At 37.0% G+C, this 15931-nt stretch carries 15 protein-coding genes; all 15 read left to right on the top strand.

Translation table 11 applies throughout. The annotated features are described in order from the left end of the window. The first annotated feature begins 100 nt into the window (after positions 1 to 100). Positions 101 to 1630, top strand: a complete 1530-nt coding sequence (locus Q1A47_RS00075) for an ABC transporter ATP-binding protein (RefSeq protein WP_026680953.1) — start codon at positions 101 to 103, stop codon at positions 1628 to 1630. Then, the gene (locus Q1A47_RS00070) at positions 1627 to 2673 is read left to right on the top strand and encodes an ABC transporter permease (protein ID WP_121605210.1); all 1047 of its coding nucleotides are present in this window, start codon (positions 1627 to 1629) and stop codon (positions 2671 to 2673) included. The genes Q1A47_RS00075 and Q1A47_RS00070 overlap by 4 nt, the downstream gene beginning before the upstream one ends. Continuing rightward, positions 2674 to 3633, top strand: coding sequence for an ABC transporter permease (locus Q1A47_RS00065; protein WP_026680955.1), 960 nt, complete (start codon positions 2674 to 2676; stop codon positions 3631 to 3633). Positions 3634 to 3760: 127 nt separating this feature from the next. After that, positions 3761 to 5062, top strand: coding sequence for an EF-P 5-aminopentanol modification-associated protein YfmF (locus tag Q1A47_RS00060; RefSeq protein ID WP_166529876.1), 1302 nt, complete (start codon positions 3761 to 3763; stop codon positions 5060 to 5062). Next, the gene (locus Q1A47_RS00055) at positions 5055 to 6338 is read left to right on the top strand and encodes an EF-P 5-aminopentanol modification-associated protein YfmH (protein WP_166529875.1); all 1284 of its coding nucleotides are present in this window, start codon (positions 5055 to 5057) and stop codon (positions 6336 to 6338) included. The genes Q1A47_RS00060 and Q1A47_RS00055 overlap by 8 nt, the downstream gene beginning before the upstream one ends. Before the next feature lie 5 nt (positions 6339 to 6343). Then, positions 6344 to 7057: an elongation factor P 5-aminopentanone reductase gene (locus Q1A47_RS00050; RefSeq protein WP_121605207.1), complete on the top strand. Its 714-nt coding sequence runs from the start codon at positions 6344 to 6346 to the stop codon at positions 7055 to 7057. 105 nt (positions 7058 to 7162) lie between these two features. Next, on the top strand, positions 7163 to 7423 hold the full coding sequence (locus Q1A47_RS00045) for a DUF3243 domain-containing protein (protein ID WP_166529874.1): 261 nt from the start codon (positions 7163 to 7165) through the stop codon (positions 7421 to 7423). Between the two features lie 174 nt (positions 7424 to 7597). Further along, the gene (locus tag Q1A47_RS00040; protein WP_026680960.1) at positions 7598 to 8389 is read left to right on the top strand and encodes a YmfK family protein; all 792 of its coding nucleotides are present in this window, start codon (positions 7598 to 7600) and stop codon (positions 8387 to 8389) included. A 5-nt stretch (positions 8390 to 8394) separates the two neighbouring features. Beyond that, entirely contained in the window at positions 8395 to 9306 is a 912-nt protein-coding gene (locus Q1A47_RS00035) for a helix-turn-helix domain-containing protein (RefSeq protein WP_299629518.1), read from the top strand. A 73-nt stretch (positions 9307 to 9379) separates the two neighbouring features. After that, entirely contained in the window at positions 9380 to 9958 is a 579-nt protein-coding gene (gene pgsA, locus Q1A47_RS00030) for a CDP-diacylglycerol--glycerol-3-phosphate 3-phosphatidyltransferase (protein WP_166529872.1), read from the top strand. Continuing rightward, positions 9955 to 11202 (top strand): competence/damage-inducible protein A, encoded by a 1248-nt coding sequence (locus Q1A47_RS00025; RefSeq protein WP_166529871.1) that lies wholly within the window; start codon positions 9955 to 9957, stop codon positions 11200 to 11202. Before pgsA ends, Q1A47_RS00025 begins: the two co-directional genes overlap by 4 nt. Positions 11203 to 11377: 175 nt before the next feature. Next, a complete protein-coding gene (recA, locus tag Q1A47_RS00020; RefSeq protein WP_121605203.1) occupies positions 11378 to 12415 on the top strand; it encodes a recombinase RecA in 1038 nt (345 codons plus the stop codon). Between the two features lie 463 nt (positions 12416 to 12878). Then, positions 12879 to 14441 (top strand): ribonuclease Y, encoded by a 1563-nt coding sequence (rny, locus tag Q1A47_RS00015; protein WP_026680965.1) that lies wholly within the window; start codon positions 12879 to 12881, stop codon positions 14439 to 14441. A gap of 141 nt (positions 14442 to 14582) precedes the next feature. Further along, a complete protein-coding gene (locus Q1A47_RS00010; protein ID WP_121605202.1) occupies positions 14583 to 15380 on the top strand; it encodes a TIGR00282 family metallophosphoesterase in 798 nt (265 codons plus the stop codon). Positions 15381 to 15486: 106 nt separating this feature from the next. After that, positions 15487 to 15747, top strand: coding sequence for a stage V sporulation protein S (locus tag Q1A47_RS00005; RefSeq protein WP_021291504.1), 261 nt, complete (start codon positions 15487 to 15489; stop codon positions 15745 to 15747). Positions 15748 to 15931: the final 184 nt, after the last annotated feature.

Below are 15931 nucleotides of genomic sequence, written 5' to 3'. Positions count from 1 at the left end.
AAGAAAGGTTAGCAACGGAAGCGAAATTCCAGCCCTCTTCCGTTGCTAGTTTTTCTGATAGCATGTAATGATTACTTGAATATTAAAGGAGTGAAGTCCCATGGATTATGTAATAGAAATGCTGAATATTCGGAAAGAATTCCCGGGGATAGTGGCTAATGATGACATTACTGTTCAACTTAAAAAGGGAGAAATACATGCTCTGCTAGGAGAAAATGGTGCTGGAAAGTCAACGTTAATGAATGTACTGTTCGGATTGTATCAGCCTGAGCTAGGTGAAATACGTGTCAAAGGAAAAAAGGTAAATATTGCAGATCCAAATGTTGCCAATCAATTAGGTATCGGTATGGTTCATCAACATTTTATGCTAGTAGAACCGTTTACGGTAACGCAAAATATTATTCTCGGTAGTGAGCCTACGAAGCACGGTAAGATTAATATAAAAAAAGCAGAACGAGAAGTTCAGGAGTTATCTGATCGTTATGGCTTACAGGTTGATGCTACAGCAAAGATAAGCGATATTTCGGTAGGTATGCAGCAACGGGTAGAAATCTTAAAGACACTATATCGTGGTGCTGATGTTTTAATCTTTGATGAACCAACTGCTGTACTTACTCCTCAAGAAATTAAAGAGTTGATGGAGATAATGAAAGCATTAATAGCAGAAGGCAAATCTATCATTCTAATAACACATAAACTAAAAGAGATTATGCAAATTTGTGACCGTTGTACAGTTATTCGTAAAGGAAAAGGAATTGGTACTGTAAATGTAGCGGAAACAAATGTAACCGAATTGGCCGCGCTTATGGTTGGAAGAGATGTCTCTTTTAAAACGGAAAAGAAAACCGCTGAACCTACTAATACAGTCTTAGAAATTAAAGATTTATTCGTAAAAGATTCAAGAAAGGTAAACATGGTTAAGGGCTTGAATCTAGACGTACGTGCCGGAGAAATTGTAGGGATAGCAGGGGTAGATGGCAATGGACAGTCAGAATTGATTGAAGCAATCACTGGATTAAAAAAAACAAACGCTGGAAGTATTCGGTTAAATGAAAAGGAAATTTCTAATTTATCCCCACGTAAAGTAACAGAAAGTGGAGTTGGTCATATACCTCAGGACCGACACAAGTTTGGGCTAGTATTGGATTTTCCTATTGGCGAAAATATTGTGTTACAGACTTATTACAAAAACCCCTATTCTAAATATAAGATTCTTAATTATAAAGAAATCTATCAAAAGGCAGAAAGTCTAATTTCCGAATATGATGTTCGAACTCCTAGTGCTTATACAAAAGCAAGGGCGCTGTCTGGTGGAAATCAGCAAAAGGCGATTATTGCAAGGGAAGTTGACCGTTCTCCAGCTTTGTTAATTGCTGCACAGCCAACTAGAGGACTTGATGTAGGAGCGATAGAGTTTATTCATCGCAAACTGATTGAAGAACGTGATAAAGGAAAGGCAATCTTACTCGTATCTTTCGAATTAGATGAGATATTAGATGTCAGTGATCGAATCGCCGTCATTTTTGATGGGAAAATTGTAGCAAATGTGTCACCAGAAAATACGAATGAACAGGAATTAGGGTTATTAATGGCTGGCAGTAACCAAGAAAAGGCAGGTGATAATCAATGAATTCGAACAAGTGGTTCAATATTCTAGTTCCTATTATTTCTGTTTTTATTGGTATACTTGCAGGAGCAATCATTATGCTTGGATTCGGGTATAATCCGATTCAAGGTTATGTCGCCCTGTTTAATGGAGCATTTGGAGACCCTTATTTCTTTGGTGAAACAATTCGACAGACAACTCCTTATATATTAACTGGACTCGCTATCGCATTTGCTTTTAGGACGGGGTTATTCAATATAGGAGCAGAGGGCCAGGTTATTGTTGGATGGCTAGCTGCTGTGTGGATAGGTACAACGGTAGAGGCACCTATGATCATTCATATACCATTAGCGCTTATCGTCGCTGCATTAGCTGGAGCTATTTGGGGGTTTATTCCTGGGGTATTAAAGGCGAGGCTTGGTGTTCATGAAGTAATTGTTACCATCATGATGAATTATATTGCCCTTTATAGTGCAAATGCAATTATCCGTAACGTACTAACTAATAATGCTGATAAAACAGAGATGATCGCACCAAGTGCATCTTTAGCTTCTGAATGGTTAGAAGGATTAACGTATTTTTCAAGGATGCATTATGGGATTTTAATTGCTCTATTTGCTGCAATGATCATGTGGTTTATCATTGAGCGAACGAATATTGGTTATGAGCTTAAATCGGTAGGTTATAATCAACATGCATCGAAATATGCCGGAATGAGCGTTAAACGCAACATCGTTTTGGCAATGGTTATTTCTGGAGCCTTTGCAGGACTAGCTGGTTCTATGGAAGGACTAGGAACCTATGGGAATATGACCGTTAGCTCTGGATTTTCGAATATTGGTTTTGATGGCATAGCAGTTGCGTTGTTGGGAGCTAATAGTGCAATTGGAGTAGTTCTTGCAGCATTTTTATTTGGTGCATTAAAGGTAGGGGCGCTAAATATGCCGACACAGGCGGGCGTTCCAAATGAACTTGTTGATATTATTATTGCATTAATCATTTTCTTTGTTGCATCTAGCTATATTATTCGTTGGATTATACTTCGCTTCAAAAAGGAGGGCAAATAAATGGGGTTTATTGAATTATTACAATCGATCATCCCAACTGCATTATTTTATTCAGCGCCTTTAATATTTACGGCATTGGGCGGAGTGTTTAGTGAGCGATCCGGCGTTGTTAATATTGGTTTGGAAGGGCTCATGGTAATGGGAGCTTTTGTTGGAATTGTCTTCAACTTAACCTTCGCTGATGTCTTCGGTGCATGGACACCATGGTTATCTATCGTCGTCGCAATGGTGATTTCTGCATTATTTTCGGTTATTCATGCAGTTGCTTCCGTATCATTTCGCGCTGACCAAGTTGTTAGTGGGGTTGCAATTAATTTTTTAGCGTTAGGGTTAGGTGTTTTCTTAACGAAGCAGTGGTATGATAAAGGGCAAACAGATATGGTTAGTCAGCCATTCTATACGACAGATGTTCCATTATTAGCGGATATACCTATCATCGGTCCAATTTTCTTTCAAGGGATTTATATTACTTCATATGTAGCTATCGTATTAGCGCTTATTGCATGGTACATTCTATATAAAACACCATTTGGTTTACGACTTCGCGCAGTCGGAGAACATCCGATGGCTGCAGATACAAATGGGATTAATGTATATAAATTACGTTATGTAGCAGTAATTATATCTGGGGCCATGGGTGGATTAGGTGGAGCTGTTTTTGCATTAACTATCGCGCTTAATTTCTCGCATGCTACAATTGTTGGGCAAGGGTTTATGGCTTTGGCAGCAGTTATTTTTGGGAAATGGCATCCACTTGGTGCGATGGGTGCAGCATTATTCTTCGGTTTTGCCCAGAGTCTCAGTGTAATTGGTGCAGGTATTCCTTTCTTGGCTGATGTACCACAGGTATTCCTGTTAATTGCACCATATGTATTAACGATTCTCGCTTTAGCAGGGTTTATTGGTAGAGCTGAAGCTCCAAGAGCAAACGGAGATCCATATATAAAAGGTAGCAGATAGATAACTATTTCAATCGGATTGCGTCTTATAGTCGCAACCCGGTTTTTTTTGTTTTATAATGGATGACAAATGGAAAATATGTGAAGAATAAAGTTGATAAATCTTAGAGAAATTCAGGAGGATGTTTATGCGCGAAATTTTAGAAACAACGAAAGATGTAAACGGACTACATCTTCATTTTATTCCAAATAAAAAATATAAGACAATTACATTGGTATTGAAATTAAAAGCTCCTTTAAGCAGGGACACGATAACAAAAAGAGCTTTAATTCCTTACATTTTAAAGCAAGGAACCAAAAAGTACCCTTCTAAGCAAAAGCTACAAATGAAATTAGATGATCTCTATGGTGCTTCTATTTCCATCGATGGTGCTAAAAAAGGAGAAAATCATATTATTAGTCTACGTCTTGAAATAGCGAATCAGAAATTTCTCGAGGATACAACGACGATTCTTGATGAAGGAATTAATTTACTGCACGAAATATTATTTGATCCGAATGTAACAAATCAACAATTTGAACAAGCCATTTTTAACAGAGAAAAAGAAACATTAAGACAAAAAATCAATGCATTAAAAGATGACAAAATGAGTTATGCTAATATGCGGTTAATTGATGAAATGTGTAATGGTGAACCATATCAATTACATGTACATGGTTACGAGGAAGATCTTAATAAACTTAATGAACAGAATTTATTTACTTACTATCAACAGATGCTTAAGGAAGATAGTATTGATCTCTATATACAAGGTGATTTGGACGAAGCGGTTATGGAGAGAAAATTATCCGCTGTATTTCATCGAGACGATCTTGAAGCAGAAAGAATGCAAGCTACCAAAAACCCGAAGCCGGCTTCTGTTGAGAAAACCAAGCCTAGAGAAGTTATTGAAACAGATAAAATTCAACAGGCTAAACTGCATATCGGTTATCGAACAAATATTACATTTCAAGATGATGCCTATTATGCATTACATGTATTTAATGGCTTATTCGGAGGTTTTCCTAGCTCTAAATTATTTATAAATGTCAGAGAAAAAAATAGTTTAGCTTACTATGCTGCATCTAGAATGGAAAGTCATAAAGGTCTATTACTCGTATTTAGTGGTATTGCACCAGATGATTTTGAAAAAGCAAGAGATATCATAAGAGAGCAGATGACTGCAATGAAGCAGGGTGACTTTACAGAAAATGAATTAGATGAAACAAAAGCGTTAATATCCAATCAGTTACTAGAAACATTAGATCACCCTCAAGGAACCATAGAATTTTTGTATCAGCAAGTTTTATCTAATAAAAAAGTTGAACCTCTAGCGTTTATTGAACAGATTAAGCGCGTAACGAAAGAGGAAGTCGTTGCTGTTGCGAACAAGCTTGAAGAAGATACTCTCTATTTATTAACAGCAGAGAAAGGGGATTCTAATGAATAAGCATACGTATGAAGAGATCGGTGAAACAATTTACACAAAAAAATTGGAAAATGGCTTGGATGTTATCTTGTTGCCGAAAACAGAAATGGCAAAGACTCATGGATTATTTACGACAAACTATGGTTCTATTGATTTAGAATTTGTTCCTATCGGTAAGGACGAACTCGTAACTGTTCCAGAAGGAGTTGCCCACTTTTTAGAACATAAACTATTCGAAAGTGAGAAGGGTGATGTATTTGCTGACTTCTCCAAACAAGGTGCATCCGCCAATGCTTATACATCGTTTACGAAAACTGCCTATTTATTTACAGCCACCGATCAAATTGAGAAGAATGTAGAAACATTGATCGACTTTGTTCAAGATCCATATTTTACAGAACAATCAGTGGAAAAGGAAAAGGGAATTATTGCACAAGAAATAAACATGTATGATGACCAGCCCGATTGGCAATCTTTTATGGGTACAATAAAAGCAATGTTTAAGCACCATCCAGTTAACGTGGATATTGCAGGTACGGTGGAATCGATTAATAAGATTACAAAAGATGATCTATATACATGCTATAACACGTTTTATCATCCGGAGAATATGACGTTGTTTATTACTGGAAATTTTGATCCCAATCGAATGATGCAGCTAGTTGAACGAAATCAAAACCGCAAAGATTTTAAGGAAATGAAAGAGTTACGTAGGAATTTCCCAGTAGAACCTCAAGAAGTTGCGACAAAAGAGAAAAAAATAACGATGCCTGTTTCCATTACTAAATGTACAGTTGGTATCAAAGAAGCAAACCTAGACATTTCAAATGAAGCATTTCTGAAAAAGGATCTGCTACAAGGCATGATATTGGACCATTATTTTTCTAAGGGTGGCGAATTTTATCAGCTATTATATGAAGAACAGTTAATTGATGATAGCTTCTTTTTTGAGACGAATTTAGATCGCAACTTTGGTTATACTTTAATAGGTAGTAATAGTGAGCGGCCTACTGAATTTGCTGATACATTAAAAGAAATGTTACTTCGGATAACGAACGCAAAACTTACTAGCGAAACATTCGAACGGATAAAAAGAAAAAAAATTGGAAAGTTGCTCCGGAGTATGAATAACTTAGAGACAATGGCTAATTTATATACACATTACCATATTTTGGATTTGGACTTTTTCTCCATATTATCAACAGTGAGAGCTTTAACATTCGAAGATGCTCAGCAATTTATGCAGAACTGGATTAGTGAAGAGCGTTTATCTGTTTGTACAATCGCTGCGGAGTAAATACAATGGGGAAGAATGTTTTAATCGTTGGTGCGAGTGGCGATATTGGTGTGGCAATTGCTAAACAATTGGCAGAGCAAAATTATCAGCTTATTCTTCATTACAATCATAACAAACAGGCACTTGAAGCTTTCCGTAAAAGTATCGAACCGGAAAAAATTCTTTCTATGCTACAAGCAGATTTAAGTAATGCAACTGCTTGCAAGGCCTTTGTTAAGCAGCTCGTTTTCCCTATTGATGCAGTTGTTTTTGCAAGTGGCAAAGCACACTTTGGTTTGTTTCAAGATACACCCGAAGATGTAATGGATGAGATGCTCCAGCTTCACATAAAATCGCCTTGGATGATCGTAAAAGAATTATTACCGTCCATGATTCATACAGGCGGGCAAGTTATTTTTATTACATCTATTTGGGGTGAACAAGGTGCCAGTAATGAAGTCATTTATTCATCTGTAAAAGGTGCACAAAATAGCTTTGTAAAGGCCTTAGCTAAAGAAGTGGGACCGTCGGGCGTTTCGGTAAATGCAATTAGTCCGGGCTATATCGAAACCAAAATGAACCAACATCTTTTAGATGAAGAGAAAGCAGAAATTATAGCTGATATTCCGCTAAATCGAGCTGGGAAGCCAGAAGAAATTGCACATATGACTAGTTTTTTACTTTCCGGGAATAGTAGCTATATTCAAGGAGAAATAATCAATGTTACCGGTGGCTGGTAATCTAGCCAACAGTTTTGATATGTTCACTTTTGTTCCTTCATGCATGTATAAACAAGGAAATAATTCAAATACTATGCATGTAAAAATATTGAAGGAGGAGAAAGTATGTCAGTTCTTGATAACTTTGATTCGTGGAAAAGTTTCCTTGCAAATAAGCTTAATCAAGTACAAGAGCAAGGGATGAGTGAACAAACGATACAAAATATGGCACAAGAGGTCGGCGACTATCTTGCACAAAATGTCGACGCAAAGAATAATGAAGAGGCAATTTTACGTGATTTATGGAATGCCGCTTCAGAGGATGAGCAACAAGCTATTGCAAATACAATGGTGAAATTTGTGCAAAATCAAGGCAATACAAAATAGGGACTATTTTGTATTCATTTACGAAGTTGTTTATTATTAAATAAACAGCTTCTTTTTTTTATTTCTTATGATAATCTCTTTTCACTTGGAGTAAAATCCTTTATTATATAGTTATATCGTTAAAATTAAATTGAAGAAGGTCTGTAAAAAAGTTGTCACTTAAAGGAGCTTTTTATGGAGAAGACAGAATGGTATCTTGAATATGAAATTCAAATTAACCGACCTGGTTTACTTGGTGATATTTCGTCGTTATTAGGTATGTTATCCATAAATATTATTACAATTAATGGTGTGGAAAATGCACGTAGAGGTATGCTATTATTGTCGCAATTTGATGAAAATATAACACGCCTAAAATCAATTTTAGAAACAATGGACATGATCAACGTTACTAAACTTCGAAAGCCTAAACTCAGAGATAAAATGGCAGTGCGACATGGAAGATATATACATAGAGATGTTGACGATCGTAAGACCATTCGATTTGTCCGTGATGACCTAGGGCTATTGGTTGATTTTATGGCGGAGTTATATAAAAAAGAAGGTCATAAATTAATTGGGATTCGCGGAATGCCAAGAGTTGGCAAGACGGAGTCAGTTGTAGCAGCTAGTGTTTGTGCAAATAAGCGATGGCTGTTTGTATCCAGTACGTTATTGAAGCAGACAGTTCGTAGTCAATTAATCGAGGGAGAATACAACCCAGATAACATTTATATCATTGATGGAATGGTTTCGACAAGACGTGCTAATGAAAAGCACTGGCAGCTAATTCGAGAGGTTATGCAGCTACCTGCTATAAAGGTAGTTGAACATCCGGATATATTTGTACAATCAACAGAGTATAAAATGGATGACTTTGATTACATTATTGAACTAAGAAGTTATGAGAATGAAGAAATTACGTATGAACCTATTGAAAGACAACAATTTAGTCAAGAAGATGGATTCTCTACGTTCGATTTTTAAAATGGATGGTGTTTGAAATGGAAATTGGAGCAAGGCTAAAGGAAGCAAGGGAGGCAAAGAACCTCTCATTAGAAAGTTTGCAGGAAACAACAAAGATTCAAAAAAGGTATTTACTTGCCATAGAAGAAGGTAATTTACATATTCTACCAGGAAAATTCTATGCAAGAGCATTTATTAAGGAATATGCAAATGCAGTAGGACTTGATCCGGATGAATTGATGGAAGAATTTAAAGAAGAAGTACCGAAAACGGAAGAACCTGATGGAGAGCAGCTAAGTAGGATTCAACGGACTCGTAAGGAGACGAATGCCGAAAAGACTCCTTCAAGCTTTTCGATCTTCCCTACGATCATCGTCGTGTTACTAATTATTGGTATTATCGTAGTTGCCTTGATCTTTATTAATCAAAATATGTCGGGAAATGCTAATAATGAAGAAGTGAAAGAAGACGATAGTGTTGTGATTAATGATGATAAACGTTCAAAACAACCAGCAGAAGAAGATACAAAGAGTGATGAAGAAAATAAAACTGATGAAAGTGATGAAGCTCAGAACGATAAAAATGATGAACCAGAAGCAGCTTTCTCTGTCATAGAGAAAGGTGAAGGAAGTACTCCGGAATCGATTGTTGCCTTCAATTATTCTGGTGAGGAAGTGGAGGCAACTCTTGAAGCTGAAGGGGATACATGGCTTGGTGTTAAATCGGAAGATGGGGAGACGTTCTTTGAAGAGGCTATGTTTAATGAGGAAAAATCACCTTTAGAACTGAAGCTTACAGGGAAAGATCGTGTGTTCTTCAAAATCGGTAATGCATCTGTACTTACGATTACGATTAATGGAGTGGAAATGGAATATCCAGTTGACCCACAAACCGTAAGACAAAATATATGGATAGAATTAAATCAAGAAGCTGAATAACTGATAAGCCCTTCCTTTCAACTTGTTGGGAAGGGTTTTAATTTATAGATGCTTACACGAGGAGGATGTATAAATGAATGTACCAAATAAAATAACGTTATCTCGAATACTTTTAATACCAGTTTTTATTATTTTAATGAGTGTGCCATTTTATTGGGGATCGTGGGACATTGGTGAAGCTCAATTACCTCTGACTCATTTTGTTGCTGGATTATTATTTATTGTCGCCGCCGCTACTGATTGGATTGACGGCCACTATGCAAGAAAATACAATTTGGTAACAAATTTAGGTAAATTTTTAGATCCGCTTGCAGATAAGTTACTTGTTTCAGCAGCATTAATCATACTGGTAGAAATGGGGGTAGCTCCAGCATGGGTAGTTATCATTATTATCAGTAGAGAATTTGCAGTCACAGGTCTTAGACTTGTTGCTGCTGGTGAAGGAATTGTTTTAGCAGCTGGGAGTATGGGTAAATTGAAAACGGCAACGCAGATGATTGCTATAGCAGTATTACTACTGCATAATTTTCCGTTTGCCTATATAGGATTTCCATTTGGACAATGGATGCTGTATATTAGCCTGTTCTTTACTATTTTATCTGGGGTTGATTATTTCATGAAAAACTGGCATGTAATGAGGGATTCAAAATGACCAAAAAAGTGAAAGCTGAGATTATTGCTGTAGGAACAGAATTACTGCTCGGTCAGATTGCAAATACGAATGCACAATGGCTATCGCAGCAACTTGCTCAGTATGGAGTTAACATATATAACCATGTTGTCGTCGGTGATAACCTACGCCGCGTCGAAGAGACATTTAGACAAGCACATCTGCGATCCGATATTATTTTAGTAACTGGTGGGTTAGGGCCAACAGAAGATGACTTAACAAGAGAGGCTTTTCAAGCATTATCGAATTTATCGATGGTGGAACACAAGCCTTCCATGGATAAAATACAAGCATATTTTCATAAGCAAGACGTTGAGATGACCCCGAATAATCGAAAGCAGGCTCGTGTTTTTGAAACAGCAGATGTTTGGAAAAACAGTGTAGGGATGGCTCCAGGGATGATGGTAACATTTGAAGGTCGGAAATGGATATTTTTACCTGGCGTTCCCAGGGAAATGAAATCACTTGCTATCGAGCATGTATTCCCAACGATTCAGCAAATGGTTAGTCAGCATGAAATCATAAAATCTGTCGTATTAAAATTTATAGGAATAGGTGAGTCCAAGCTAGAACATGAACTCCGGGACATGATTCAAGCCCAGACAAATCCGACTATTGCACCGTTAGCCCAGGATGATGGGATCGTGATTCGGTTAACAGCTAATGGAGAATCAGAGCAACAAGTAGATGAATTACTAGATAAAACCAAATCAAAAATTTTAAATTTAGTTGGTCACTATTTTTATGGAGTCAATCAAGCCACGCTAGAGGGGGAAATTGTAGAACTGCTGAGGAAAGATAGCAAACAACTAGCAACTGCTGAAAGTCTAACAGGAGGACTATTCTCCGGAAAGCTTTCATCTGTTCCTGGTGTTTCTGACGTGTTTCGTGGAGGCATTGTTTCATATAATAACGAGGTAAAACAAAATGTTTTAGGCGTACCACCTCAGGTGATTGAGGAATATGGTGCTATTAGTAAGGAATGTGCTTTAGCAATGGCAAAAAACGCAGCAACGAAACTCAATGCATCTATCGGTATTGGGTTTACTGGAGTTGCTGGACCTTCAGAAACAGAAGGAAAGCCTGTTGGTACAGTATATATTGCTATATATGATCAAGCTGGACATACGATAAGAGAGAAATGTCAATTTCAAGGAGATCGAAATACGATAAGAAGAAGAACTGTTCAGAAAGGTTTAGAGCTTTTGTACAATCATTTAAAATGATAAAGTTAGCAGAATAATTGAATGGATAATTACATAGTTACGCGGAAATCTATTCTATAATTCTTTTTCCTTTTGTTATTCCCCTCTAAAAAAGGGAACATTTATTCGTTTTTTGCTTGGCAAAAGGTCGAAAACCATGTATGATGTAAGTAGATTATTAAAGGAGGACGACGCTTTGAGTGATAGAAAACAAGCTTTAGATATGGCGTTAAGACAAATAGAGAAACAATTCGGTAAAGGCTCCATTATGAAACTTGGAGAACAAGCTGAACAAAAAATTGCTACCATACCGAGTGGTTCACTAGCATTAGATGTTGCCTTAGGTATTGGAGGTTATCCGAGAGGGAGAGTAGTTGAAATTTATGGTCCAGAATCCTCTGGTAAAACAACTGTAGCTTTGCATGCTATTGCCGAAGCACAGCGTCAAGGTGGACAAGCTGCGTTTATCGATGCAGAACACGCATTAGACCCTACTTATGCCCGTGCTTTAGGAGTGAATATTGAAGAATTACTCCTTTCACAGCCTGATACAGGAGAGCAAGCATTAGAAATCGCCGAAGCGTTAGTTCGTAGTGGTGCCGTTGATATTATTGTAGTCGATTCTGTTGCAGCGTTAGTTCCTAAAGCCGAAATAGAAGGTGAAATGGGAGACTCTCATGTTGGTCTTCAGGCTCGTTTAATGTCACAGGCTTTAAGGAAGCTTTCTGGTGCGATTAATAAATCAAAAACAACAGCCATTTTTATTAACCAAATCCGTGAAAAGGTCGGCGTCATGTTTGGTAATCCTGAAACAACACCTGGTGGAAGAGCACTTAAATTCTACTCCTCTGTTAGATTAGAAGTACGTCGTGCAGAGTCATTAAAACAAGGCAATGATATGGTAGGAAATAAGGCAAGAATTAAGGTAGTGAAAAATAAAGTAGCACCGCCATTTAAACAAGCCGAAGTAGATATTATGTATGGAGAAGGTATATCCAAAGAAGGAGAAATATTGGATATTGGATCAGATTTGGATATTGTCCTTAAGAGCGGTGCTTGGTATTCTTATAATGAAGAAAGACTTGGTCAAGGTCGAGAGAATGCGAAGCAGTTCCTAAAAGAAAATACGAATGTGATGACGGAAATTCATGAGGCTATTCGCAGTCATTATAATCTTGATGATCAGCCAAAGGAAGAAGTAGAAGAAGCCGGTCAGGAAAGTTTAGATGTCTAGTCAATAATTAAAAAGTCTGGGATAAAAGTAAATAAGAAACAATCAAAACGAGCTATAATTAGTTAAAGTTGATTATAGTTCGTTTTTTTGATTAGAATTAATAATTTAGCACCTAAAATAAGCGAGACTCCCGCGGAAACGGATATATTTCAGGTTGCGATGATTATATTCCCATAGTGATAAAATAATTGTTTGTATTTTGAGTGAGAAGTTATGTTTGTCTAAAGCACTTATTAACAAAAATATTACTATCTCTTAACTAAAGTAAGTATATTTCCATTATTTACACAAGTAATCGCGACAACTTGTGACGTTTCCTTGACATTCGCATTCTACACAATTAAAATTAATACTGTATAGATTTATCATTTCAATGATATATTTTATTGTTTTCACGCATTGAAAATGCTACATGCCGACAATAATTTAATTGTACAACTTTATAGCAATAGGAGGTGAAATCATGGACAGTCTTTTACTCATCTCCATTTTGCTTGGAATCCTAATCGTCGGTATTGTTGTTGGTTATCTGATTCGTAAATCTATTGCTGAAGCTAAAATTTCTAGTGCTGAAACATTAGCTAAACAAATCGTTGATGAGGCGCATCGGAATGCAGATGCCTCCAAAAAAGAGGCGCTTCTTGAAGCGAAGGATGAAAATCATAAACTTCGCCAACAGACCGAAGATGAACTTCGTGAACGACGTAACGAAGTACAAAAGCAAGAAAATCGTCTGATGCAAAAAGAAGAAAATCTGGACAGAAAAAGTGAAACACTAGACAAGCGTGAGCTTATGTTAGAGAGGAAAGAACAGTCGTTAACAGAAAAACAACAACAAATTGAAGAAATGGAAAGCAAAGTGGAAGCTACATTACAAGAGCAGCAAACCGAGCTTGAACGCATTTCAGGATATACAACAGACCAGGCTAGACAAATTATTCTTGAAAGAATCGAACAAGAAGTTGCGCATGAATCAGCATTATTAATAAAAGAGGCTGAGAATCGCGCAAAAGAAGAAGCAGATAAAAAAGCCAAAAGCATCCTATCGTTAGCTTTACAACGCTGTGCTGCTGACCACGTTGCTGAAACAACCGTCTCAGTTGTTAACCTTCCTAATGATGAAATGAAAGGACGAATTATTGGTCGTGAAGGGCGGAATATTCGTACGCTAGAAACGCTGACAGGTATTGATTTAATTATTGATGATACTCCAGAAGCAGTAATTTTATCTGGATTTGATCCGATTAGAAGAGAAACAGCTCGCCTCGCTTTAGAAAAACTCGTACAAGATGGAAGAATACATCCAGCACGAATAGAGGAAATGGTAGATAAGGCGAGACGCGACGTAGATGAATATATACGTGAGATTGGTGAAGAAACAACGTTTGAAGTAGGTGTACATGGCTTACATCCAGACTTAATAAAGATTCTTGGTAGATTAAAATATCGTACAAGCTATGGACAAAATGTATTGAAGCATTCAACTGAGGTTGCATACCTTTCTGGATTGCTTGCTGCTGAACTAGGTGAAGATGAAACATTGGCAAGAAGAGCGGGACTACTCCATGATATTGGTAAAGCAATAGATCATGAAGTGGAAGGAAGTCACGTCGAAATTGGTAAAGAACTTGCAATGAAATATAAGGAACATGAGGTTGTCATTAATTCGATAGCTTCTCACCATGGCGATGAAGAGCCTACTTCCATTATCTCAGTATTGGTTGCTGCAGCGGACGCACTATCTGCAGCAAGACCTGGTGCTAGAAGTGAAACGTTGGAAAATTATATTAAGCGATTAGAGAAATTAGAAGAAATTTCTGAATCGTTCACTGGAGTGGAAAAATCATTTGCTATTCAGGCGGGAAGAGAAATTCGCATTATGGTAAAGCCTGATGAAATCGATGATGTAGAATCCGTTCGAATCGCACGGGACATCCGCAAGCGAATTGAAGGAGAACTTGATTACCCAGGTCATATTAAAGTAACGGTAATCAGGGAAACGAGAGCTGTTGAATATGCAAAATAAAAAGTGGTCATAGACCGCTTTTTATTTTGCGTATTTTAAGGATGACTGCATATTTTTCCTTACATAATGACTAGAAATTTTGACAAGATAAACACGGTATGAAAGACTTAAAGTAATCAAAAGGATAGGATGATAAGATTAATGAAAATTTTATTTATTGGAGATATCGTTGGCTCTCCAGGTAGAAATATGGTACAGGAATATTTGCCTAAGTTAAAAGAGAAATATCGACCAAATCTTACTATTGTTAATGGGGAAAATGCAGCATCAGGTAAAGGAATAACTGAAAAAATTTATAAACAATTTCTGGAGTGGGGAGCCCAAGTTGTTACAATGGGAAACCATACATGGGATAAGCGGGAAATATATGATTTTATAGACGATGCTAAGAATATGATCCGTCCAGCGAACTTTCCGGAAAATAATCCTGGAAAAGGAATTATTTATGTAAATATTAATGGAATTGAAGTCGCTGTTATGAATTTACAAGGAAGGACATTCCTTCCACCTAGTGATGATCCGTTTACTAAAGCAGATCAATTAATAGAGGAAGCTAAAAAACGAACAAATATAATTTTTATAGATTTTCATGGCGAAGCAACTAGTGAAAAACAGGCATTAGGATGGTATGTAGACGGTCGTGCTAGTGCAGTCGTTGGTACTCATACGCATACACAAACCGCTGATGAACGCATATTGCCTGGTGGTACTGCATATATATCCGATGTAGGGATGACGGGCCCGTATGATGGAATATTAGGCGTAGAGAAAGAAGCGGTGATCCAACGGTTTTTAACTTCCATGCCTGTACGTTTTGAAATTACAAAAAAGGGAAGAAGTCAGTTAAATGGTTTTTTCGTTACGATTGATGATAAAAGTGGGAAAGCAACAAAGGTGGAGCGCATTCTAATAAATGATGATCATCCGTTTATTTATTGATTATTTGAATGTTTCGAATTATTAATGCATAATAGGGTAATAAGCTAACATCTCCAGGAATATAGTAGCAATAGAACTATAATAGTTAATGAAGGAGGTACTAGTAATGGAAGTATTAAAGGTGTCAGCAAAATCAAATCCCAATTCAGTAGCAGGTGCACTTGCGAATGTTTTAAGAGAACGCGGCTCAGCAGAAATTCAAGCGATAGGCGCTGGTGCATTAAATCAAGCTGTAAAGGCAGTAGCAATTGCTAGAGGATTTGTTGCACCAAGTGGAGTTGACCTCATCTGTATTCCGGCATTTACTGATATTTTAATTGATGATGAAGAACGTACAGCAATTAAATTAATCGTAGAACCTCGTTAGCATGATAAGCTGAATTACGAAGATTAGAGTGTTACGTAAAGCGTAGCACTTTTTTATTGTCTGGGAAATTATAGGGAATTACACTAGCGTTGCATTAAATTATGAAACTAAAGTCAAGCAATAATTATTATTTCAAGATTATGAATAATGTTAATTTTTACTATTAAAAGCCATAAAAAAACCT

This window comes from uncultured Virgibacillus sp. (assembly GCF_947495635.1).
Lineage (GTDB): Bacteria > Bacillota > Bacilli > Bacillales > Amphibacillaceae > Virgibacillus > Virgibacillus salarius.
The sequence above is the reverse complement of the archived record's forward strand: the minus strand, read 5'-3'. Positions and strand labels throughout refer to the sequence as shown.